25 protein-coding genes and 1 pseudogene are annotated in these 24,317 nt (G+C 26.3%); 23 read left to right on the plus strand and 3 right to left on the minus strand.

From position 1 onward, the window contains the following. The 4 genes and pseudogenes from AC4FQW_RS00005 to AC4FQW_RS00020 form a co-directional block, all read left to right on the plus strand. Positions 1-114: pseudogene (locus AC4FQW_RS00005) on the plus strand (NADH peroxidase); the annotation flags it as partial. Positions 115-391: 277 nt separating this feature from the next. Further along, a complete protein-coding gene (locus tag AC4FQW_RS00010; protein ID WP_303128178.1) occupies positions 392-1,018 on the plus strand; it encodes a DUF47 domain-containing protein in 627 nt (208 codons plus the stop codon). After that, positions 1,011-2,012, plus strand: a complete 1,002-nt coding sequence (locus AC4FQW_RS00015) for an inorganic phosphate transporter (protein WP_303128180.1) — start codon at positions 1,011-1,013, stop codon at positions 2,010-2,012. The genes AC4FQW_RS00010 and AC4FQW_RS00015 overlap by 8 nt, the downstream gene beginning before the upstream one ends. Positions 2,013-2,158: 146 nt before the next feature. Then, positions 2,159-3,052, plus strand: coding sequence for a DUF368 domain-containing protein (locus AC4FQW_RS00020; protein WP_303128182.1), 894 nt, complete (start codon positions 2,159-2,161; stop codon positions 3,050-3,052). 30 nt (positions 3,053-3,082) lie between these two features. Here AC4FQW_RS00020 and AC4FQW_RS00025 read toward each other — a convergent pair whose 3' ends face one another. Further along, a complete protein-coding gene (locus AC4FQW_RS00025) occupies positions 3,083-3,970 on the minus strand; it encodes a GGDEF domain-containing protein (RefSeq protein WP_491146715.1) in 888 nt (295 codons plus the stop codon). Between the two features lie 182 nt (positions 3,971-4,152). On the opposite strand from AC4FQW_RS00025, the gene AC4FQW_RS00030 reads away from it, so the two are divergent. From AC4FQW_RS00030 to AC4FQW_RS00065, 8 genes are all read left to right on the plus strand, one after another. Continuing rightward, positions 4,153-4,665 carry a hypothetical protein gene (locus AC4FQW_RS00030; protein ID WP_491146716.1) on the plus strand — a complete coding sequence of 171 codons (513 nt, stop codon included), beginning with the start codon at positions 4,153-4,155 and terminating at the stop codon, positions 4,663-4,665. A 266-nt stretch (positions 4,666-4,931) separates the two neighbouring features. Next, positions 4,932-5,180, plus strand: coding sequence for a TM1266 family iron-only hydrogenase system putative regulator (locus AC4FQW_RS00035; protein ID WP_303128191.1), 249 nt, complete (start codon positions 4,932-4,934; stop codon positions 5,178-5,180). Positions 5,181-5,194: 14 nt separating this feature from the next. Continuing rightward, positions 5,195-6,307, plus strand: coding sequence for a [FeFe] hydrogenase H-cluster radical SAM maturase HydE (gene hydE, locus AC4FQW_RS00040; RefSeq protein WP_491146717.1), 1,113 nt, complete (start codon positions 5,195-5,197; stop codon positions 6,305-6,307). Between the two features lie 79 nt (positions 6,308-6,386). Then, complete coding sequence (gene hydG / locus AC4FQW_RS00045; protein ID WP_491146718.1) at positions 6,387-7,766, plus strand: [FeFe] hydrogenase H-cluster radical SAM maturase HydG; 1,380 nt, start codon at positions 6,387-6,389, stop codon at positions 7,764-7,766. Between the two features lie 18 nt (positions 7,767-7,784). Further along, positions 7,785-8,972 (plus strand): [FeFe] hydrogenase H-cluster maturation GTPase HydF, encoded by a 1,188-nt coding sequence (gene hydF, locus AC4FQW_RS00050; protein WP_491146719.1) that lies wholly within the window; start codon positions 7,785-7,787, stop codon positions 8,970-8,972. Positions 8,973-9,075: 103 nt separating this feature from the next. Continuing rightward, the gene (locus AC4FQW_RS00055) at positions 9,076-10,503 is read left to right on the plus strand and encodes a DEAD/DEAH box helicase (protein WP_491146720.1); all 1,428 of its coding nucleotides are present in this window, start codon (positions 9,076-9,078) and stop codon (positions 10,501-10,503) included. Between the two features lie 116 nt (positions 10,504-10,619). Next, complete coding sequence (locus tag AC4FQW_RS00060) at positions 10,620-11,720, plus strand: iron-containing alcohol dehydrogenase family protein (RefSeq protein WP_491146721.1); 1,101 nt, start codon at positions 10,620-10,622, stop codon at positions 11,718-11,720. A 46-nt stretch (positions 11,721-11,766) separates the two neighbouring features. Then, on the plus strand, positions 11,767-12,183 hold the full coding sequence (locus AC4FQW_RS00065) for a DUF3785 family protein (protein WP_303128211.1): 417 nt from the start codon (positions 11,767-11,769) through the stop codon (positions 12,181-12,183). A 122-nt stretch (positions 12,184-12,305) separates the two neighbouring features. Here AC4FQW_RS00065 and ytaF read toward each other — a convergent pair whose 3' ends face one another. Further along, positions 12,306-12,926: a sporulation membrane protein YtaF gene (gene ytaF / locus AC4FQW_RS00070; RefSeq protein WP_303128220.1), complete on the minus strand. Its 621-nt coding sequence runs from the start codon at positions 12,924-12,926 to the stop codon at positions 12,306-12,308. Positions 12,927-13,140: 214 nt separating this feature from the next. On the opposite strand from ytaF, the gene AC4FQW_RS00075 reads away from it, so the two are divergent. The 3 genes from AC4FQW_RS00075 (at position 13,141) to AC4FQW_RS00085 (ending at position 16,196) form a co-directional block, all read left to right on the plus strand. Then, positions 13,141-13,695, plus strand: coding sequence for a TVP38/TMEM64 family protein (locus AC4FQW_RS00075; RefSeq protein WP_491146722.1), 555 nt, complete (start codon positions 13,141-13,143; stop codon positions 13,693-13,695). 49 nt (positions 13,696-13,744) lie between these two features. Further along, the gene (gene yidA, locus AC4FQW_RS00080) at positions 13,745-14,560 is read left to right on the plus strand and encodes a sugar-phosphatase (RefSeq protein WP_303128225.1); all 816 of its coding nucleotides are present in this window, start codon (positions 13,745-13,747) and stop codon (positions 14,558-14,560) included. A 283-nt stretch (positions 14,561-14,843) separates the two neighbouring features. Then, entirely contained in the window at positions 14,844-16,196 is a 1,353-nt protein-coding gene (locus AC4FQW_RS00085) for a sodium-dependent transporter (RefSeq protein WP_491146723.1), read from the plus strand. A gap of 69 nt (positions 16,197-16,265) precedes the next feature. On the opposite strand, the gene AC4FQW_RS00090 is transcribed toward AC4FQW_RS00085, so the two are convergent. Beyond that, positions 16,266-16,907, minus strand: a complete 642-nt coding sequence (locus tag AC4FQW_RS00090; protein ID WP_491146724.1) for an undecaprenyl diphosphate synthase family protein — start codon at positions 16,905-16,907, stop codon at positions 16,266-16,268. Between the two features lie 141 nt (positions 16,908-17,048). Here AC4FQW_RS00090 and AC4FQW_RS00095 point away from each other — a divergent pair, with 141 nt between their 5' ends. The 8 genes from AC4FQW_RS00095 to hemC all read left to right on the plus strand — a co-directional run bounded on the left by AC4FQW_RS00095 (position 17,049) and on the right by hemC (position 24,313). Beyond that, positions 17,049-17,732, plus strand: a complete 684-nt coding sequence (locus tag AC4FQW_RS00095; RefSeq protein WP_491146725.1) for a Crp/Fnr family transcriptional regulator — start codon at positions 17,049-17,051, stop codon at positions 17,730-17,732. A gap of 53 nt (positions 17,733-17,785) precedes the next feature. After that, positions 17,786-18,559, plus strand: a complete 774-nt coding sequence (locus tag AC4FQW_RS00100) for a formate/nitrite transporter family protein (RefSeq protein ID WP_303128241.1) — start codon at positions 17,786-17,788, stop codon at positions 18,557-18,559. A 13-nt stretch (positions 18,560-18,572) separates the two neighbouring features. Further along, positions 18,573-19,592, plus strand: coding sequence for an anaerobic sulfite reductase subunit AsrA (asrA, locus tag AC4FQW_RS00105; protein ID WP_303128244.1), 1,020 nt, complete (start codon positions 18,573-18,575; stop codon positions 19,590-19,592). After that, on the plus strand, positions 19,582-20,376 hold the full coding sequence (asrB, locus tag AC4FQW_RS00110; protein ID WP_491146726.1) for an anaerobic sulfite reductase subunit AsrB: 795 nt from the start codon (positions 19,582-19,584) through the stop codon (positions 20,374-20,376). The genes asrA and asrB overlap by 11 nt, the downstream gene beginning before the upstream one ends. Positions 20,377-20,389: 13 nt before the next feature. Beyond that, positions 20,390-21,361 (plus strand): sulfite reductase subunit C, encoded by a 972-nt coding sequence (gene asrC, locus AC4FQW_RS00115; RefSeq protein WP_303128249.1) that lies wholly within the window; start codon positions 20,390-20,392, stop codon positions 21,359-21,361. A 244-nt stretch (positions 21,362-21,605) separates the two neighbouring features. Next, positions 21,606-22,802, plus strand: a complete 1,197-nt coding sequence (gene hemA / locus AC4FQW_RS00120; RefSeq protein ID WP_491146727.1) for a glutamyl-tRNA reductase — start codon at positions 21,606-21,608, stop codon at positions 22,800-22,802. Then, positions 22,760-23,434, plus strand: coding sequence for an NAD(P)-dependent oxidoreductase (locus AC4FQW_RS00125; RefSeq protein ID WP_491146728.1), 675 nt, complete (start codon positions 22,760-22,762; stop codon positions 23,432-23,434). Before hemA ends, AC4FQW_RS00125 begins: the two co-directional genes overlap by 43 nt. Before the next feature lie 9 nt (positions 23,435-23,443). Continuing rightward, the gene (hemC, locus tag AC4FQW_RS00130) at positions 23,444-24,313 is read left to right on the plus strand and encodes a hydroxymethylbilane synthase (RefSeq protein ID WP_303128265.1); all 870 of its coding nucleotides are present in this window, start codon (positions 23,444-23,446) and stop codon (positions 24,311-24,313) included. Positions 24,314-24,317 lie beyond the last annotated feature (4 nt).

Here is a 24,317-nt window from a genome sequence, read left to right on the forward strand (position 1 = left end):
TTAGCTAAACAATTAAACCTAGATGCAATCCATGACACAGTACACGAAATGTGTAAAGATGAAGCAAGACATGGTCAAGCATTCAAAGGTGTATTAGATAGATACTTTGGATAATAACAAACATCATAAAAACTTATAAACTTCCTATAATGAATCATCAAAGTTACATTAAGTAGTATACTTAATGTAACTTTTTTATATGGAAATAATTAAAAAAATAATAATAGTAAATGTTTTCAAATTTTAATAAAAATGAAGTTATATTAAATTTAGGTTAAAAAATAAAACAATACGTTAACAAAAAGGGTAAAGCATTTAAATAAAAAAAAGTAACGATTATACTTATTAAGGAATGGGTTCAAACCATATATGTTAATAAGGAGTGACAGAGATGTTCAATTTAAATCCAAGAGAAGATAAATTTTTTGAGATGTTTGTTGAAGAAGCTAAAAATATTCATGAAGCTGGTAAATTATTAAAAAGAGGATTTGTTGAATTAGAAGACAAAGAAAAAATTTCTAAAGAAATTGGAAGTCTAGAGCATAAGGGAGATAAAATAGTTCATGATAGTATAGTTGAGCTTGAAGATGCTTTCATAACACCTATAGATAGAGAAGATATTTATAAGTTAATAAAGAAAATGGATAATATATTAGATTCAATTGATTCAGCAGGAAGTAGACTTATAATGTATGATGTAAAAACAAGCAAAAAAGAAGTAATCAAATTATGTGAAATGATTGAAATGGCAACTGAGGAAGTTGTTAGATTAATGGAAGAGCTTAAGAAAATAGGCAAGAAAAACAATAGAATAGTAGAAAAGATAAAAAAGATAAATTCTATAGAGCATAATGGAGATTTACTTTATAGAGAAACAATAACAAACTTATTTAAAAGTGGCGAAGATGTATTAGAAATAATAAAATGGAAAGAAATAGTTACACTTTTAGAAAATACTTTAGATTATTGTGAAAAAGTTGCAGCAATAGTTGAAGGAGTTGTAATGAAGAATGCCTAGTACAGCAGTTATAATTACGATAGCTATAGTTATTTTAGCTTTATCTTTTGATTTTATAAATGGATTCCATGATACTGCAACAGCGGTTGCAACAACAATAACAACAAGAGCCTTAAAGCCAAAAACTGCAATACTTCTTTGTGCTACATTTAACTTTTTAGGAGCATTTATGGGAACAGCAGTTGCAAAAACAGTTGGTGATGATATAGTAAGTCATAATTATATGCCACAATGGGTATTAATTGGAGTATTAATTGCGTGTATAGTATGGAATATAATAACATGGTATTTTGGAATACCAAGTAGTTCATCTCATGCTCTTATAGGTTCTCTTATTGGTGGTGGAATAGTATATAATAGATCTTTTCATGTTGTTCAATGGGCAAATGTATTTGATCATGTAATAGTATGGTTAGTTCTTGGACCTGCCATAGGATTTGTTTTAGGATACATAGTAATGGTTATATTAAATTGGATACTTAAACCATTTAAACCAAGAGGAGTTAATAGATTATTTCAAAAGCTTCAAATATTAGCATCTGCTTTTATGGCGCTTAACCATGGAGCCAATGATGCACAGAAATCAATGGGTATTATAACTATGGCTCTTTTAAGTGGAGGTCTTATAAGTACATTTGATGTTCCAATATGGGTAATAGGAGCATGTGCACTTGCTATGGCTCTTGGTACATCAGTAGGTGGTAAAAAGATAATAAAAACAATGGGAAGTGGAATGGCTAAACTTACTCCAGTAGGTGGATTTGCAGCCCAAATGGGAGCAGCTACTTCAATACTTGGAGCAACAATATTTGATGCACCTGTAAGTACTACTCAAGTTATAACAACAACTATAATGGGAGTTGGTGCTTCAAAGAATATAAAGTCTGTTAAATGGGGCGTTGCAAAAAATATTATATGGGCTTGGATTTTAACAGTGCCTTTAAGTGCTATAATAGCAGGAATAGTAGTAGAGATTTTAAAGATTATAGTTTAATAAAGAAAAAATGAGATAGAGAAATTCTATCTCTTTTTCTTTGTTAAGAATAATTTAAAAAAGTAGATTTTTGTAAGAAAAAAATGTAAAATATAACTTGTGCAAATAAGAATAACAAAAATACTAATTATAAGAGGAGAGATTAAATGTATATTATAAACTTTATAAGAGGGTTTTGTATGGCGCTAGCAGATAGTGTTCCAGGAGTTTCTGGTGGAACTATAGCGTTTATTTTGGGGTTTTATGATAAATTTATAAACTCATTAAATGATGTTGTATTAGGAAATAAAGAAAAAAGAATAGAAGCTATTAAATTTTTAATTAAACTAGGAATTGGGTGGATAACAGGCTTTATTTTATCTGTATTATTTATAACTTCAGTATTTAATGATCATATTTATGAAATCAGTTCATTGTTTATAGGATTTATAATTGTTGCTATACCAATAATATTTAAAGAAGAAAAAGAAAGTGTTATTGGACAATATAAAAATATAATATTTTTAATAATAGGTATACTTATTGTTGTAGGAATTACATATTTTAATCCAGCAGCAGGTGGTTCAGGAATTACAGTATCAGTAGAAAGCTTGAATATAGGTATTTCAATATATATTTTTATTTCTGCTATGATAGCAATATCAGCTATGGTTTTACCAGGAATATCAGGTTCAACTATACTTTTAATATTTGGACTTTATGCACCTGTTCTTGGAGCTATTAAGCAAGTTTTAAAGTTTAATTTTGATTATTTGCCAGTAGTAATAATATTTGGACTTGGAGTTTTAACAGGAATTGCTGTTACTATAAAAGGAGTTAAATATGCCCTTTCTCATTATAGATCTCAAACTATTTATTGTATATTAGGTCTTATGATAGGTTCTTTATATGCTGTTTTTATGGGACCTACATCATTAGAGATTCCTAAAGCACCAATGAATATGAATACATTTAGTATTTTTTACTTTATAATAGGTGGAGCTATAATAGTTTTCTTAGAAAGATTGAAAGTTAAATTAGAAAATAAAAATAGAAAATAAAAAATAAAACTACTGCATTTTGCAGTAGTTTTATTTTTCAGAAGTAATTAAAGATGTATTTCTTCCAGAGTTTTTAGCAATGTATAAGTTTTTATCTGCTAAAGTTAAAAATTCATTATCAGATATTTTTTTATCATATATTGTATATCCGCCTATACTACATGTTAAATTTATAGTTAAACCATTATATTCAAACAAATGAGCCTCTACAGTTTTTCGTATTCTTTCAGCGATTTTTTTTGCATTTTTTATTGGTGAATTATCTAATATTACCACAAATTCCTCTCCACCAAATCTTCCAAATAAATCACTTTCTCTAAGACAAGAAAAAACAACAGAGGAAAAATCTTTAAGTACATTATCTCCTATGATATGACCATATAAGTCATTAATATCTTTAAAATAGTCTAAATCAATAACTAATAATGAAATTGGTAGATTATTAGTTTCTTTTAATAATAATTTATTTAGTTTTTCATAAATTAAACGCTTATTATATGCTCCTGTAAGTTCGTCTTTATATAAGCTTTCATTTATAGTAGACATTAATTCTTTAGCTGTTATATTATTAGAGTTATCTGTTAAGAAAATATTTGTTGATATATCTTTAAGAAGTTCTACAATATATAATTTGTTATTGTACTCTACTGGAGTTGCAATTATTAAAAAGATTTTATTTTCTTTTAATTCTATTTTTATAAATGTGTCCTTTTTTAAATATGCATTAAGAGCAATACAATTTTTACATTTTTCATTTTTATTCCAAAATTTATAACATAATATAGGCTCAATAGAGTTTTTATCACCATTAGTTGATGTATTTATTACATTTGAGCTAATAGGATCTATAATTCTAATTACATCATAAAAGTTTTTAAAGTGTGATAATTTATTTTTTATTTTGTCAAGTAAATCCATAAATAACCTCTTATTAATTATAAGATTAAATTTAAAAATAATTTTATTACATATTATACTATAAAATTATATTATGTACATATATTATATTAAAACAATTTAATGTAAAGCATTTATAGACAAGGCTTTTCTTCGTAATTATAATATATAGTATATTATTTTAATAATTAGGAGAGAAAAATATGATTATTGAGTTAAAAGATAGAAAAATAGAAGAATCAATTAAAAATTTAAGAAAAGCTATAGAGATTGTTGGAGGCAAGGAGTATTTAAATAATATAGAAGGTTTAGAAAATTTTGTTGAAGATATATTAAGCAATTTGTTTATTAAAGGGAAAGCTAATATAAACATAGAAGGAAGAAGATATGAAATCTCAGAGTTAATTTCTTTAAAAATAGATTTTGAAAAATATTTCTTAAAAAATAAGAGACAAATGATACAAAGAATAGTATCAAAAATAAAACAATATAATACATCATTAGAGAGTAAAATAAGAAAATTTAAAAAGAATAATTCTATTGAAATATTTAGAGAAATAGTTGAAGAGATAGAAAAGACTTATAAGTGGGAATTTGATAATTTCTTTTTAGTGTATATAGATAATATAAATGAAGAAAAAGATTATTATGGAGAATATTTAACAGAAAAAAGAAAACAAATAATAGATAGTGTTTTAGTTAAATTAGGTATATAAAATTTTAGAAAAATATATTATAATAGTTAAGTAATTCAAATATTAAGAGAGCTTCATCTTTTTATATTTGTTTGTTTTAAGTTAAAAGTTATCTAATAGAAAAGAGTAATCTAATCTAGAAGAAAGAGGCTAACTAAATATTTAGTATAAATAATATAGGCATTTTATAAATAGTTTTAATACCTATTATTGGAGTACATATTTTAAGCTGATTTTTCTATTTATTTTAGATAAATCAGCTTTTAGTTATTTAGGAGGTAAAATAAGTGAATAAAATAGCAGTAATAAGTGCAATTCTTGAAGAACCAAAGCTATGCCAAGAAAAATTTAACTCTATAGTATCAGAGTTTAGAGGAAGTATTAGGGGGAGAATGGGAATACCTTTTGATGAAGGAATTTCAGTTATATCATTAACAGTTACAGGTGACATTAATGATATAAATAGTTTAACTGGAAAGCTTGGAAATATAAAAGGAGTAACTGTAAAGACAGCTATAGCAAAAAAAGAGATATAAAGAAAGGGAGAAGAATGAAAGTAAAAGACATTATTGATAAATTATATAAGGAACATAATGCCACAAGAGATGAGCTTTTATACTTGTTAAATAATATAACCTTAAAAGAACAGGAATATTTATGTGAAAAGGCAAATGAGATTAGGTTAGAGAACTATAGTAATAAGGTTTATATGAGAGGACTTATAGAGTTTACTAATTACTGTAAAAAAGATTGTGCTTATTGTGGAATAAGAAGAAGTAATAAAAATGCTGATAGATATAGATTAACTTTTGATCAAATTATGGAATGTGTTGATTTAGGAGATAAACTAGGATATAAGACTTATGTATTACAAGGTGGAGAAGATGCGTATTTTACAGATGATAAAATGGTAGAAATTATAAAAGAGATAAAGAAGAGATATCCAAATAATGCAATAACTTTATCTTTGGGTGAAAGAAGTTATGAGTCATATAAGAAAATGTTTGAAGCTGGAGCAGACAGATATTTATTAAGACATGAAACAGCTACAAAAGAATTGTACAATAAACTTCATCCAGGTGCATCTTTTGAAGAAAGACGTAAATGTTTAAGAGAATTAAAAGAAATTGGATATCAAGTTGGAGCTGGATTCATGGTAGGACTTCCAGAACAAACAAATGAAGATTTAGTAAATGATTTATTATTTGTAAAAGAATTTAAACCTGATATGTGTGGAATTGGTCCATTTATTCCACAAAAAGATACACCTTTAGGTGATGAAAAAGGTGGGACATTAGAAAAAACAGTAATAATGCTTTCTATTGTAAGATTGTTATTACCTGATGTATTGTTACCTGCAACTACTGCTCTTGGTAGTATAGACCCATTAGGTCGTGAAAAAGGAATAAAAGCAGGTGGGAATGTTGTAATGCCAAATCTTTCTCCAACAGAAGTTAGGGATAAGTATGCATTATATGATGGAAAAATATGTACTGGTGATGAAGCAGCAGAATGTAGACTTTGTATAGAAAAGAGAATGAGAAACTTTGGATATGAAGTTGAAGTAAGCAGGGGAGATAATGTAACTTGGCTTAAAGAAAATAAATGTAATGATGATTCGTCTAATAATTTGAATTCAAAAAAATATTTATCATTAAATTAAAATTATTAATGAAAAAGGTTAAAAACTTAAAAAATATCTTTTTTAATAATAGTTTAAAATATCACTTAGGAGGAGTATAATGTTTATAAATCACGAACTAATTTACAAAATTTTAGAGGAAACAAAAAATCCAAGTATAGAAGAAGCAAAAGATGTAATAGAAAGAGCAAGAAAAAAGGAAAAATTAAGTTATAGAGATATAGCAATACTTTTATCAATAGAAGATGAGGAAATTGTTTCTTCTATATATAAGTTAGCTGGAGAAATAAAAGAGAGCATATATGGAAAGAGAATAGTTATGTTTGCGCCTCTTTATGTAAGTGATTATTGCGTAAATAATTGTGTTTACTGTGGTTATCAAAGATGTAATAAATTTTCAAGAAGAAAATTAACACAAGAAGAAGTTAGAGAAGAAGTTAAAATATTAGAAAAAATGGGTCATAAAAGATTAGCATTAGAGCTTGGAGAAGATCCAGTTAATGCACCTATTGAATATGTATTAGATTGTTTAAAAACAATATATGATACACAAAATGAAAATGGAGAAATAAGAAGAGTAAATGTAAATATTGCTGCAACAACTGTAGAAAATTATAAAAAATTAAAAGAAGCAGGAATTGGTACATATATATTATTCCAAGAAACTTACCATAAACCAACATATGATGCAATGCATCCAAATTCATTAAAGGGAGATTATGAATATCATTTAACAGCTTTTGATAGAGCGATGGAAGCTGGAATAGATGATGTTGGTGGAGGAGCTTTATTTGGGCTTTATGATTATAAGTTTGAAGTTTTAGGCCTTATGATGCACAATGCTCATTTAGAAGAAAAATTTGGGGTTGGATTCCATACAATATCAGTTCCAAGACTTAAAAAGGCAAGTGGAGTAACAATGGAAAAGTTCCCATATCTTTTAACAGATGATATGTTTAAAAGATTAGTTGCAGTACTTAGAATTGCAGTGCCATTTACTGGTATAATTCTTTCAACAAGAGAATCTGCTGCTATGAGAAAAGAAGTATTAAGATATGGAGTATCACAAGTATCAGCAGGCTCAAGTACAGGAGTTGGAGGATACAAAGAAAGAGAAGAAAATGGAAATGATGATAGACAATTTGAGACTGCTGATGAAAGAACACCACTTGAAGTTATAAAAGAATTATTAGATGATGGATATATACCAAGTTATTGTACTGCATGTTATAGAACAGGAAGAACTGGAGATAGATTTATGAAACTTGCAAAATCTGGTGAAATACAAAATGTATGTGAGCCAAATGCTATAACAACTCTTGTAGAATATGCTTTAGATTATGGTGATGATGAGTTTAAAGAAAAAGCTTTAAAAAATGCAGAGATTGTTGCAAATGCTATAAAAAATGAAAAGACTAAAAATATAGTTTTAAATAATATTAAGAAACTAAAAGAAGGAAAGAGAGATCTTTTCATGTAAAAATAGGAGATGACTAATATGAACAATACACCTAATGCAAATAGAAAACATATTGCTATTTTTGGCAATACAAATAGTGGTAAATCTTCACTTATGAATAGAATATTAGGTCAAGAAATGTCTTTAGTATCAGAAGTTATGGGAACAACTACAGATCCAGTGCAAAAAGCTATGGAGCTTATACCAGTTGGACCAGTTCTTTTAATAGATACGGCAGGTCTTGAAGATAAATCAGAACTTGGAAACCTTAGAATGCAAAAAACAATGGAAGTATTAAAGAAAACAGATATTGCTATATTTGTTCTTGATGCATCAAGTCCTGATTTTGAATCTTTTGATAAATGGAAAGTTGAAGCTTTAAAATATAATATTCCTTTTATAGTTGCTGCAAATAAAGCTGAAGTTGCAAGTAAAGAAATTGTAGAAACATTAAAAACTAAGTATAAAGAAGTTATATGTACATCTACAGTTGCAAATATAGGAATTAATGAAATAAAGGAAGCTTTAGTAAATATATTAGAAAAAGAAGATGAAGAAAAATCACTAATTGGAGATTTAGTGCCTTATGGTGGTAAAGTTATTTTAGTTGTACCTATAGATTCAGAAGCACCAAAAGGAAGACTTATACTTCCACAAGTTCAAGTTATAAGAGATTGTTTAGATAATGGTATTAAGAGTTATGTAGTTAGAGACACAGAGCTTTTAAGTGCATTATCTGATTTAAAAGATATAGATTTAGTTATAACAGATTCACAAGCTTTTAAAAGTGTTAGTAAAATAGTTCCAAAAGATATTAAGCTTACAAGTTTCTCTATATTATTTGCAAGGCAAAAAGGTGATTTAAAATCATTTATAGATGGAGTTAATAAAATAAGATTATTAAAACCTGGAGCAAATATATTAATATCTGAGAGTTGTACTCATAATGTATCTCATGAAGATATAGGAAGAATTAAAATTCCAAAGCTTTTAGAAAAGTATGTTGGTGGAAAATTAAACTTTGAATTTAGAGTAGGACATGATTTCCCAGAAAATATACAAAAATATGATTTAATAATTCATTGCGGTGCTTGTATGATAAATAGAAAAACTGTTTTAAATAGAGTTAAAATTTGTAGTGATAAAGAAGTACCTATAACAAATTATGGTGTTGTTCTTGCATTTTTAACTGGAATATTAGATAGATCTACAGAGAATTTAATATAATATTTCTATAAAAAGAATGGTTATATAACCATTCTTTTTTTGTTTAAACAAACTTATTTATGTTATATTAAATAAGTAAAATAAAAAACAATGGAGAGAACTTATGAAAAATCAATTTGAAAAGTTTAAATTAAGTAAAGAAATAATAAATGCATTAAATGATTTAGGATATATAAAACCTACAAATGTTCAGGATTTAGTAATTAAAGAAGGGCTTTTAAAAAAAGATTTAATAGTTAAATCTCAAACTGGAAGTGGAAAAACTGCTGCATTTTTAATTCCTATATGTGAAAAAATAGATTGGGAAGAAAATAAACCTCAAGCTTTAATATTAGCTCCAACTAGAGAGCTAGCTATGCAGATAAGAGATGATATTTTAAATATAGGAAGATATAAAAGAATTAATGCAGTAGCATTGGTTGGAAAAGAATCATTTAAAGAGCAAGAAAAAAAGTTAAAAGGTAAAGTTCATTTTGTAGTTGGAACTCCAGGTAGGGTTTTGGATCATTTAGACCAAGGGACTTTAAATGGAAAACTGCTAAAATATTTTGTTATAGATGAAGCTGACGAAATGTTTAATATGGGTTTTATTGGGCAAGTTGAAGGGGTGTTTAGAAGAATAAGTAAAAAGCGTGTAACTATGTTATTCTCTGCTACAATTAATGAAAATATTAAAGAACTAAGTAAAAAATATATGGATAGACCAGTAGAAATAAGTATAAAAAAACAAGGTTTAGTAACTGATACGATAACTCATGGTTTAGTAAAAGTAGAGGGAAAAGAAAAACTTAATAAAGTAAATGAGATTTTAATAAAAGAAAAACCAGAAACTGCAATTGTTTTTTGTAGAACAAAAGATAATGTGGAGTTAGCATTTGAATATTTTAAGAAAAAGGGATATTCAATAGATAAAATACATGGTGATATGTTGCAAAAAGATAGAACAAAAAAGATGGACGAATTTAAAGAAGGAAAATTTAGAATATTAATTGCTACTGATATAGCATCAAGAGGAATTGATGTAGATAATGTAACTCATGTAATAAATATAGATATACCTGTTGAAAAAGAGGCTTATGTTCATAGAATTGGTAGAACGGGAAGAAAAGGAAAAAGTGGTAAATCTATAACTATTATGACTCCTTTTGAAAATAAATATTTAGAAAGAATAGAAGAGTATATAGGATTTAAAATAGAAGATTATAAAGAATGTGAAAATATAAATATAGATGAAAGTATAAAAATTTTAAAAAGTAGACCTCAAATTAAAAAGAGTACAAAGAAATTAAATAAAAATATAACTAAAATATATTTAAATGGTGGAAAGAAGAAAAAAATAAGAGTAATAGATATAGTTGGAACTATAATGAGTATAGAAGGTATTGAAAAAGAAGATGTAGGTATAATTGATATTCAAGACAATGGATCAACTGTTGAGATACTTAATAATAAAGGAAGAAAAGTAATTTCTAAATTAAAAGAAAAAACTATAAAGGGAAAAAAGCTAAGAGTAGAAATAGCTAAAAAATAAATTAAAAATAGATGTGATAAATATTTTTTATTACATCTATTTTCTGTTTTAACAGGAATAAAGTTAAAAGTATAAAATAAATATATTAGTAAAAGGGTATAATAGGAGTGATATACTTGGATTTAGATTTAAAAGTTCCAACAGAGATTTTATTTGATAAAGACATAATAAAAAATAATTATAAAAAGTTTGAAAATTTAGGAGAAATAGCTTTAATAGTTATTGGTAAAAAATCAGCAAAAATAAATGGGGCGCTTCGTGATATATTAAGTGCTTTAGATGCTTATAATAAAGAATATTATATATTTGATAAAGTTGAGGAAAATCCTTCAATTGAAACAATAGAATCAGCTAGCAATTTAGGTAGAACGATAAAAGCAGATTTTATTATAGGAATTGGAGGAGGTTCGGCAATAGATGCATCCAAGGCAATTGCCTTTATGATAAAAAATTTAAATGTAAATAAAGATAATATATTTAATCAAAAAAAGTTAGATAGTTTACCTGTAATTGCAGTTCCAACTACAGCAGGAACAGGAAGTGAAGTAACTCAATATTCAATAATAACTGATAACGATAAAAGATGTAAAAGAAATTTAGGACAAGATATTTATCCTAAAATTGCATTTATAGACCCTAAATATACAAAAGGATTAAATATAGAAATAAGCAGAAATACAGCGATGGATTCCTTTTCTCATATAGTAGAAGGATATTTAAATAGTAATTCTACAGAATATACAGATAGATTGGCTTTAGAAGCTTTAAAAATATGGTCAGAAGCTTCTGATGATTTATTAGATGGAACATTAACTGACGAGGATAGAGAAAAACTTATGGTAGCATCAACTATTGGGGGAGCTATAATATCAAAAACTGGTACATCTCTTCCTCATGGTATGGGTTACCCATTAACATATTATAAGAATATTCCACATGGAATAGCAAATTTATGTTTGTATAATGAATATTTGGATTCATTTAAAAATAAAAACAAAATAAACAATATAGTAAATATATTAGGATTTACTTCATTAAAGGATTTAAAAAAGTTTATAAGTAAATTAATAGAAATTGATATAAATGTTACAAAAGAAGAAATTAAAAGTTATACAGATGAAGTATTTAAAAATAAAGAAAAGTTAAAAAATCATATTGAAAACATAACATATGATGACTTATATAATATATATTATAAAAGCTTAATAGAGAAATAATATATGATATACTAATTATATATTATTTAAGAAAAGAGGAGATTTTATGAAATACGAGTTTAAATATGAAGATAAAAATTATGAATTAAATAATGAAAACATAATTGAATTAATAAATGATGAAGAAAACCCAATAGAAGGTTTAAATGTAGATAAAATATTAGAACTTTTAAATGAAAGTAAGGAAGTTGATTTTCAAAAAGCTTATTATGATACACCTTGTGAAATATGTAATGAAAATTTTAAAGAAAAAAAGAGTATAAGTGAATATTTAGAATATTACTTTTATGTTTATTCTAAAAATGGGAAATATATTATAAGTGATATTTCAAAGGAATATGAAGGGTTAACCTTTAATAGGTTAGAATTAGAAGGAAAGGTTGATAATAGCTATATTGTAACTATTATTGTTTGTGCAAATTGTAGTGAATATATAATTCAAATAGAACAGTTAGAAGTATAATAAAATACAGAGGTTATCTATAAGATAGCCTCTTTTTTATATAAAAGTATAAATTTATATTTAATATAAATTATTAAAGTATTATTTAAGTTAAATTTATTTAACTTATGGAATACATTTATTTATAATTTTAAAAAAGCAATTAATAATAAGCATATTCCTGAAAGCCAAGAAAGATCTGTGTTTGTTTGCTTTTTGAGAACATTACTACCTATATAACATCCTAATTTAATAGCAAGTATTCCAAGTAAAAAACATGCAATTAAAAGCAATAAAGGACTAATGCTTAGAAAACTTGCTCCAAAACCTACTGCTAAACTATCTATAGATAAAGCTAATGCTAAATAAATTGATTCTTTTATTGATATTTTTTTTGATTTATCAAAATCTGCTTTAGTTTCATCTATATAAACTGTAAGAGCAAATTTAAAGTCAAATAATTTAAAAGTAAGAGGTTTATCAAGCTTTGAAAAGTTACTAATATATTTTTTGAAAAAAACTTCAAATAATTTATAAATACCTAAACATACAAAAATAAAAAAGCTAATATATTTAGGTAAAAATTTAGGCATTATATTTTCTAAATAGTTACCAAGTAGAAGAGAAATGGCGAGCATAGCACATGATACTACATTTATTATAATTACAGATAGATTAGGAATTTTTATTTTATCAGCGCCATAGGCTATACTGGCTACAAAAGAATCTATTACAAGAGAAAAAACTAAAATCAGTATTTCCATAAAACTTTACCTCGAAAAATTTTATATGCTATATTATATTATGACAAATTTCTACAAGTGTGATTTAGTATATGAAGTTTTTAAATATTATACATATTTTAAATTATTTTATAACTTGAAATAAAATATTTAATAATTATAGATTAATAAAATGTAGTTTTACATAGATTTTTATCATATAATAAATTACAAATATAAAAAAAGTGGGGAAATTATGTTAAATGTAGATTGGTTTTTAAATGTATTAAATAATTATAGTGAATTTGCCATTTTCATAAGTTTAATAATAAGTATAATAATTGCAATTTCTGGAGTTATACCATCTGTTTTTTTAACAGGAGCTAATATATTATTCTTTGGACCTATTTCAGGTTTTTTTATATCTTTAATTGGTGAAACAATTGGTGGATTTATTACATTTAAGTTATATAGAAAGGGATTTAAAAAAGGATTCAATAATTTAACTAATAAACATAAAGTTTTAAAGGAAATATCAAATAGCAAAGGAAATAGAGCAGCCTTTTTAATATTTCAAGGTAGAATAATACCTTTTATACCATCTGGTTTTGTAACACTAGCAGCATCTGTTAGCGAAATAGATGATTTTAGATATAATATAGCTACATTTTTTGGAAAGATTCCTTCTATATTATTAGAGGTTTTAGTAAGTTATGGTATAGTATCTTCAGGTGAAAAGTCAATAAAGTTAGCAATTACAATCATAGCAATTTACTTTATTTATAAGTCAATAAAGAGTAAAAAAGTATGATATAATAAATCTGATAAAGTTTAATTAAAACATTAAAGGGGAGTATAGAATGTATAAGTTAATAGCACTAGATATGGATGGAACTCTTTTAAATGAAGAGAAAAAAATAACAGAAAGAAATAGAGAAGCAATAAAAAAGGCTAAAGAACTTGGTGTATATGTTGTTTTAGCATCAGGTAGACCTATAGATGGATTATTAAAATTCTTAGATGAACTTGATCTTTTAGGAGACAATGATTATGTTCTTAGTTACAATGGATGTTTAGTTCAAAAAACAAAAAGTAGAGATGTTGTTTGTGATGTTACAATAACAGGTAAAGATCTTAAGTATTTAAAAAGATTAGCTGATGAAGCAGGACTTAATATTCATGCTTTCTCAAAGGAAAAAGGATTAATAACTCCTAAGGAAAATACATATACAAGTTATGAAGCGTATCATAATGGAATAGATTTTTATATAAATGATTTTAGTGATATAAAAGATGACGAAGAAATAATAAAGGTAATGATGATTGATGAACCAGAAATATTAGAGGAAGGAATGAAAAAGTTACCTAAAGAAATATATGAAAAGTATAGTGTAGCTAAAAGTGCACCATTTTTCTTAGAATTCTTTAATAAGAAAGCAAATAAAGGAGAAGGTGTTAAGTTATTAGCTGAACACTTAGGAATAAAGAGAGAAGAAATAATTACAATGGGAGATGAAATGAATGATTTCCCAATGATAGAATATGCAGGTCTTGGAGTAGCTATGGGAAATGCATGTGATAAAATAAAAGAAATAGCAAATTATATAACTGATACAAATAATAATGATGGTGTTGGTAAGGTTATAGAGGAATTTGTAATAAAAGATAGAATATAAAATTTAATTTAAAGTGCTGATTAATTCAGCACTTTTTTTATTTAATATCTAATTTTCTTTAAATTAGTATAAAGGATAAATTTATATATAATAAAAATATTATAATAGGTTATTGTATAAAATTTATTTAAATAACAAAATTAGGATAAAAATTGAGTGAAAATTGAAATAAATGACAGATAAAATAAAAAAATATCAAATTTAAATATTAATATATTGAAAAAATAATAATTAAAAGTATATAATCAATTAGTAATACATTTAGCAGGATGGAGAGGATAAGATGGAAGAAAATAGAGAAAAATTTTCATCAGGCTTAGCTATATTTTTCGCAACTTTAAGTTCTTGTGTAGGACTAGGGAATATATGGATGTTTCCTTATGTTGTTGGAGAAAATGGAGGAGCAGCATTTATAATTATTTATTTAGCGTGTATTCTAGTAATTGGAATACCAGCACTTATTAGTGAATTTGCATTGGGAAGAGAAACAAAGAAAAATGTTTATGGTGCAGTAGCAAGTATAACAGATAAAAAGTTTTTTAGGATAATTGGGATAATTGGAGTAACATCATCTTTCTGTATGTTATTTTTCTATACAGTAGTTACTGGATGGGTATATTCATATGTTGTAAAAGCAATTACAGGACAATTTGCAGGTGCTAATGCACAAACTTTAACAAATATGTTTAATCAAACAAGTATTGGTCCATTAAGTCCTATATTATGGCAACTTTTAGCATTAATTGTTGGTGGAATTATACTTACAATGGGTGTTAAAAGTGGTATTGAAAAAATGACTAAAGTATTAATGCCAATACTTATAATTTTACTTCTTTTTTGTGCAGGTAGAAGTTTAACTTTACCAAATTCAATAGAAGGAGTTAAATTTTTATTTAAACCTGATTTTTCAAAGGTAACATTTTCAGTATTTTTATCTGCCCTTGGATTAGCATTTTTTAAACTTTCAGTTGGTACAGGATCAATGATTACATATAGTAGCTATTTTACAGATGATACTAACTTAATATCAACTGGAACAAAGGTTGCTTTATCAGATACTTTTGTGTCATTAATTGCAGGAACAGCAATATTTCCAGCGGTATTTTCATTTGGACAGAAACCAGAAGGAGGGCCAGGACTTTTATTTAATACTGTACCTTTAATATTCTCAAAAATACCAGGTGGCTCAATACTTGGAGTAGTATTCTTTTTACTTACTGCAATAGCTGCAACAATGGCTATGATATCAATATTAGAAGTAATAGTAGCTATGCTTACAGAACAATTTAAAATAGAAAGAAAAAAATCTATAATAATTTGTATAATTGTTATTTTAATATTTGGTTCATTAGCTGCATTATCAGCTAACCCAAATGGAATTTTAGCACATAATACTATATTTGGATTAACATTTTTTGATTTTTATAATGATCTTATATCAAATGTTTTATTACCTATAAATGGATTTTTAGTAACTATATTAATGGGACATATTGTAAGTAATAAAATATATGTTTCTCAGTTAACTAATAATGGAACATTAAAGAATGAAGGATTGGTTAAGTTTATTACATTCTTAGTTAGATACATAACTCCGGCTTTAATATTTATAGTTTTTATAAAAACATTTATTTAGAAAAGCCATTATATAAAAATAGCAATAAGAAGAAAACTTATTGCTATTTTATTATTTAGATTATAAACTCTATCCACCTAAAGTTATATCCTGTTTGTTATACCAGTTTAGTGCTTGGAATAAATGATTTTCATTAAAATTAGGCCATAAATCATCTATAACATAAAAGTCTGAATAAACTGATTGAACAGGTAAAAATCCACTTAGTCTTCTTCTACCTCCCCAACGAATTATTAAATCTATTCTAGAGATGTCATTTGATTGTATATAATTAATTATATTTTTATATTTATTATTACTATTTTTTAATGAGTAAAGATCCCATTCCCACCCGTAATTAATTAAGAAGTTTACCTTTATTCCACCTTTTCCAAATACTTTACGCTTTGTGTAAGGGATTAGTTCTTTTGGAAAGTTTTTAGAATCTTTATTTCCTATAACTAATATTTCACAGTCTTCTTTTTGTAGTAATTTTACTGATTCTATACAAGCATTTATAAATGCTTTTTTTTGTTCAGAAGGTCTTTTTGTATTATCAATTGTAAATCCATAATAAGTTAGTTCTTTAATACCTAGTTTTTGGCACTGTTTAAATAATATAAGTCCTGGTAGTATTCCAAGAGAGTATCCTTTGTCTTTGGTTAAACCTACTGATGTAGCATATCTTCTATTTCCATCTGGAATTATACCAATATGATTTGGAATTCTCATACTATTTTCCTCCTAAAATTTTAATATTTTTATTATTTCCATATTAATAAAAATTATCCAAATATAAATTTATAAAACAGTTGAAATATATATATAATGTAAAGTATAGTAAGATAGAAATAAACACGAATAGGTGATAAAATGATAAATTTAAATGAATTGAAAGCATGTAAAATGTTTAAAGGTATTAATGAATTAACGTTAAGAAAATTATGTGAAATAGGTAAAAAGGTTCACTTTAAGAAAGAACAACATGTATTTAGAGATAAAGATTATATAGATGAGATTTATATAGTGCAAAGTGGAAAAGTATCTTTATACAAATTAAATGAAGCTGCACATAAAAAAATAATATTTATATTAGGAGAAGGAAATATATTAAATGAAGTTATATTAGAAAGAATGAAGGCGTCAATAAGTTGTGAAATGTTTGACGAAGGATATATATATGTTTTTGATAGAAATAACTTTATAAAAATTATGAGTGAAGATTTTGAATTAGCAAAAAAAGTTTTAGATTCATTATCTTTAAAGGTTAGAAGATTATATAGACAAATGAAAAATTCTACTCCTCTTAAAATTGAGAAAAGGCTTGCAGCTAAGCTGTGGAAGCTATCTAAGGATTATGGGGTAGAGTGTGGAACTGAAACTTTAATTAATTTAAAAATAAGCATTACATATCTTTCAGATATGTTTGGAATGCCAAGAGAAACTATCTCAAGAGCTATAAAAATATTAGAGAAGGAGGGGCTTATAAGAAGAGAAAATAAAAAAGTTATTATAATTAATAGAGACAATTTGTCTAATTATTTTAAAGGTTTGTGATAATTATCACAGATAAGAAAAAAGAAAGGGAATATAATTAGGGGGAATTAAAAATGTATTTAGAAGATTTTAATAAGATTGTAGCACTATCTAGAAAGAAAACTAACCTATTAACTAATAATTTAAGAGGTTATTTTGTTAGTGCTATTCTTGCAGGTCTTTTTGTGGGATTTGGAGTAATACTTTCTTATACAGTTGGAGGTACACTAAATGAAGCTGGATCGCCATTTACAAAAATAGTTATGGGACTTTCGTTTTCAGTAGCGTTAAGCTTAGTTATTTTTGCAGGAGCAGAACTTTTTACGAGTAATGCTTTAGTTATGACATCAGGATGCTTAGGTGAAGAAATTAAATTTAATGATTTAATAAAAATATGGGGAGTTAGTTACTTTGGTAATTTTATTGGGTCAGTTTTAATAGCGATACTTTATTATGCATCAGGGCTTTGGAGAGGTATTTCAGGTGAATATATGGCAGAATATGCTATGAATAAAATTAATGTTATTCCAGGAGAATTGTTTATAAGAGGAATTCTCTGCAATATATTAGTTTGTTTAGCTGTATGGTGTTGTTACAGAATGAAGGATGAGTTAGGAAAAATTCTAATGATTACACTTTGTGTATATGTATTCTTTACAACAGGTTTTGAGCATAGTATAGCAAATATGTCATTACTTACTATTGGAAATTTAGTACCTTATGGAGATGTTAATATAATAGGAAGTTTGTATAACTTATTATTTGTAACATTAGGAAATATTGTAGGAGGAGTAGTATTTGTAGCAATCCCTTATTATATAATTTCAACAAATAAAAGAGCTCATTAGGAAGGAGTTTATTATGGGATTTAAAATTAGAACTAAAGATTTAAACGATGTTTTTGAAAACTTATCAAAAAGTTATAAGATTATGGCACCAACTGTTATAGAAGGGGCTGGAAGATCATCAGAAACAGATGTTGTGAGATACGATGTAGTTAAAAAAGTAGAGGATATTGAATTTAATAAGAAATCAGATTATTCATATAAGGAAGCATTAATTCCTATAACAGAAACAATATTATTTTTTAACCAAGATGAATATAAAGTACCAGACTATAAAGAAAAGCCACAAATAATATTCTTAAGAAGCTGTGATTTACATGCTGTTAAAAGATTAGATGATATTTATTTAAGAAATGGCTTTGAAGATCCTTATTATAAAAGAATAAGAGATAATGTAAAGTTTGTTCTTATGGGATGTGAAAATAGCTTTGATAGCTGTTATTGTGTTGATATGGGAACAAATAAATCAGAAAACTATGATGCTTATTTAAAAGTTACAGATGAATATGCATACTTAGATATAAAAGATGAAGAACTTAATGGCTATTTTAATGATATTCCTAAAAAAGAAGAAGAAATAAAACCAGATTTTGTTTTAGAAAATAAGGTAAGTGTTAATATACCAGAAAATTTAAATATAAATATATTTAAATCAAAAATGTGGGATGAATATTCAGAAAGATGTATAGCTTGTGGAAGATGTACATTTGTTTGTCCAACTTGTACTTGTAATTCAATGCAAGACATATATTACAGCGATAATGAAAATGTAGGAGAAAGAAGAAGAGTTTGGGCTTCATGCCAAGTTCCAGGATATACTACAATGGCTGGTGGACATGAGTTTAGAAAATCAAATGGTGAAAAGATGAGATTCAAGATCATGCATAAAGTATATGATTATAAAAAGAGATGGGGATACCATATGTGTGTTGGATGTGGAAGATGTGATGACATATGTCCAGAGTACATAAGTGTATCAGGATGTATAAATAAATTACAAGATGCAATGGATGAGGTGAACGCAAATGATAAATAATGATTATATACCATTTCCTTCAAAAATATTAGAAGTAATTGAACATACAGATATAGAATATACATTTAGAATGGAATTTAAGGGCGATGTAAAACCAGGACAATTCTTTGAAGTATCAATTCCAAGATATGGTGAAGCTCCAATATCAGTAAGTGGAATAGGTGAAAATTTTGTTGATTTAACAATAAGAAGAGTTGGTAAAGTTACAAATGAAATATTTAAAAATTATGTTGGAGACAAGTTATTCATGAGAGGACCATATGGAAATGGATTCGATGTGGATAATTATAAAAATAAAGAATTAATAGTTGTAGCTGGAGGAACAGGACTTTCACCAGTTAGAGGAGTTGTAAGTTATTTTGCTAATAATTCTTCAGAAACTAATGGTTTAACTTTAATTACAGGATTTAAGAGCCCAAAAGATATGCTTTTTAAAGATGATTTAAAAGCTTGGGAAGATAAAATGAACTTAATAGTTACAGTTGATTCAGCAGAAGAAGGATATACTGGACATACTGGTCTTGTAACTAAGTTCATACCTGAACTTGAGATTAAAGATAAAGAAAATGTTCAAGTTATAGTTGTCGGACCACCTATGATGATGAAGTTTACTTTAATGGAGTTTTTAAAACTTGGAATAAAAGAAGAAAATATATGGATTTCTCAAGAAAGAAAAATGTGTTGTGGACTTGGAAAATGTGGACATTGTAAGATAGATGATACATATATATGTTTAGATGGTCCAGTATTTAATTATACAAAAGGTAAACTTTTAATAGATTAGGAGGAACGTTTTTATGGATATGAATACAAAGAAGCTTAAGAAAAATGCGTTCAGAGTAACTAAAACAAGAGGAGTTACAGCTTCAAGAGTTAGAGTACCAGGTGGACACTTAGACTCAAAATATTTAGGAATGATTCAAGAAATTGCAGATAAGTATGGTAATGGATCTGTTCATATAACAACAAGACAAGGATTTGAAATTCCAGGAATTAAATTTGAAAATATTGATGAAGTAAACAAAATGCTTCAACCTATAATAGAGGGACTTCAAATAAATCAAGAAGTTAAGGGAGAAGGATATACAGCAGCTGGAACAAGAAACGTTGCAGCTTGTATAGGAAATAATGTTTGTCCTTTTGCAAATTATAACACAACTAATTTTGCAAAAAGAATAGAAGAAGCAATATTCCCAAATGATCTTCATTTTAAAATAGCTCTTACTGGATGTCCAAATGATTGTATAAAGGCTAGAATGCACGATTTTGGAATAATAGGGATGACAAAACCACAATATGATTATTACAGATGTGTAAGTTGTGGAGCTTGTGTTAAAGCTTGTAAGAAGAAAGCAACAGGGGCATTAACTTTTGAAAATTATAAAGTAAAAAGAGATGCTAGTAAATGTATAGGTTGTGGAGAATGTGTAATGTCATGTCCTACAAGAGCTTGGACTAGAAGTAAAGAAAAATATTATAGACTTTCAATAATGGGAAGAACAGGAAAGAAAAATCCAAGACTTGGAGAAGACTTTTTAATTTGGGCTGATGAAGATAGTATAGTTAAAATTATAGAAAATACTTATAAATACGTAAAAGAATATATAGCAAAAGATGCACCAGGTGGAAAAGAGCATATTGGATATATTATTGATAGAACAGGCTTTATGGAATGGAAAAAATGGGCTTTAGAAGGAGTTACTCTTTCAGATGAAGCTATAATGAAAAATAATGTTTACTGGAGTGGAATAAAATATCCTAATCTTTAATAATTTTTAGTTCTAAATCTCATATAACTACGAGTTTATATAAAATATAATAAAAAGTTATTTGAATATCACTAGAATCTGATTTACAATTTATATTGAAAGTCAAATTTCTAGTGATATTTTTATTTAATAAAATATAATAAAAAAATAAAATAGAAGATAAATATAAATCGTTGTATAATGTTAAAGATAGTTATAAATAATATTTTATAAATTTATATAAATTAATTAATGGAGTGAGACGATGATAGCAGTTTTAGGAATACGAAAACATATTCCATTGCACATAAGGGAAAAATTTTCTATAAAGCAAACCCTTAGAGAAAAAGCAACAAAGGAACTAAAGGGAAGCCTTGAAGAAGTAGTTATATTAAGTACTTGTAATAGGACAGAAATATATTTTAATCATTCTTTATCTAAAAAAGAGGCTTTAGAAAAAATATTTAAAGCATTAGATTGGGAAGATGAATTAAGAGAATATATTTTCTATATAGAAGGTGATGAAGCAGCAATACATTTATTTAAAGTAATATGTGGTTTCCATTCTAAAATATTAGGAGAAGATCAGATTTTAGGTCAAGTGAAAGATGCGTATATGTATGCGTTAGAAGCAAAATCAATAAATTTAGAACTTCAAAGATTATTTCAAGAGGGAATAACATGTGGTAAGAAATTTAGAAATGAGGCTAAGCTTTATGAAATACCAGTGTCATCAGCATCAATTGCTGTTAATAAGGCTATTGAGAGTAATTGTGAAAAATTTATGGTTTTAGGACACGGGGATGTAGGGCAGCTTGTTGTGAAGCATTTGTTATCTCACAATGTTAAAGAGATAATTATAGCAGTAAGAAATGTAAGTTCTTTAAGCTACGAAGAAGAAAATATTAAAGTAATAAGTTTTAATGATAGAGAGAAGTACATAAATAGTGTTGATTGTATAATATCTTGTACTTCAGCACCTCATACAGTAATTACAGAAAAAGAAATAAATATTGAAGGTAATGATATTATAATATTTGATTTAGCACTTCCAAGAGATGTTAGTGAAGAAGTTAAAAATATAAATAGGGTTACTGTTTATAACATAGATGAAATTAGCAAAGTAGATGACATAAATAAAGAACTTAGAGTTCAAAGAATGAAAGAATTTTATTATTTAATAGATGAGTACATAGAAGTTTATAATAATTGGAGAAGACTTAGAGAAGTAACGCCATATATAATAAATTTTAAAAAGCACGGAGATTTAATTTATAAGAAAAGGTATGAAACATTTAAAAATAAAGAAAGTAAAGAAGATAAGCTAGTAAAAATGCTTATGAAAAGTACATCTGATGCTTATGTAAATAAGGCTATAGAAGTTTTGAAAGAAGAAACTATAAAAGGTCGTGGTAATGAATGCATGAGGATTTTAGAGAAAATATTCATAGAGGAAGTTTAAACAGATTAATGCTTTCACTTTTACCAGAAAGTTTAAATGTATTAGTAATTGGTGCTGGAAGAGCAGCTTTTATTAAAGCAAATACTTTTTTAAAAAGTGGAAGTAAAGTTGTTGTTGTTGGAAAAGATATAAGTGAAGATTTTTATAAAGTAAAATATGAAAATTTAAAAATAATAAAAGATGAATATAATAAAACATATTTAAAAGGGAAACATATAATTATTATTGCAATAGATAATGAATATGTTATGTATAATATAATAGAAGATTGTAAATCTGAAGATAAAATATATATAAATTGTAATGATACAACAAAAAGTATGGGAATGATACCTATGAATATAAATTCTAATGAAATTATTATAGGTATTAATACTTTAAGAGGAAATCCTAAGGGGGCAAGGTTTGTATCAAATAAAATATTAAATGAAGCTAAAAATTTAGATGAATTTATAAAAGTAACTTCTATAATTAGAAATAATTTAAAAAATATTGATTGTAATAAAAATGAAATATTAGATTTTATAATAAGTGATGATTTTAAATTAGCTGTAGATAAAGGTAAGGAGAAGATTTTATTAAATCTTTTTTATGATAATGATTTAGTAGATAAATTATTTTATATTAGGTAGGGTGAAAAAATGAAATTTGTAGTAGCAACAAGAAAATCTATGCTGGCACAAGTTCAAGCAGATAGATTTATAGATTTGTTAAAGACAGTTAATGTAGAAGGTGAAAAACTTCTAGTTATAACTGAAGGAGATAGAAGATTAGATATAACTTTAAATAAAATAGGTGGAAAAGGTTTATTTGTTAAGGAAATAGAGCAGAAAATGATAGAAAAAGAAGCTCATATAGCTGTACATAGTATGAAAGATGTACCACATGAACTTCCTGAAGGTTTTGAACTTATATGTATACCTGAAAGAGAAGACATAAGAGATGTGTTTGTATCAGCAAATGGTATTCATTTTAATGAATTAAAAAAAGGTGCAGTAATTGGAACAAGTAGTTTAAGAAGAGAGGTTATGCTTAAAGAACTTAGACCAGATTTAAATATTGTTCCGATAAGAGGTAATGTGCAAACAAGACTTAAAAAAATGAAAGACGAAAATATGGATGGAATAATACTTGCTGCAGCGGGACTTAAAAGATTAAACATGGAAGATATAATAACAGATTATTTTAATCCTAAAGAATTTTTACCAGCAGTTGGACAAGGTGCCCTTGGGATAGAGTGTCTTGAAAGCTTAGAGAATAAAGAAGTTTTAAAGAAACTTGATAATAAAGAAGTTAGATTACAAGTATTAGCGGAAAGAAGCTTTATGAGAGCTTTAGGTGGAGATTGCCATAGCATGATTGGAGTTTACTCTGAAATTCAAGATGATAATTTATATATGATAGGAACTTTTTTAGTTAATGGGAAAGTAGTTAAAAAAGACATATTAGGACATAAAAATAATGGTGAAGAATTAGGAAAAACTTTAGCAAAGAAAATATTAAGTGAGTAGGATT

The sequence above is a fragment of the Clostridium sp. TJA085 genome (assembly GCF_058310235.1).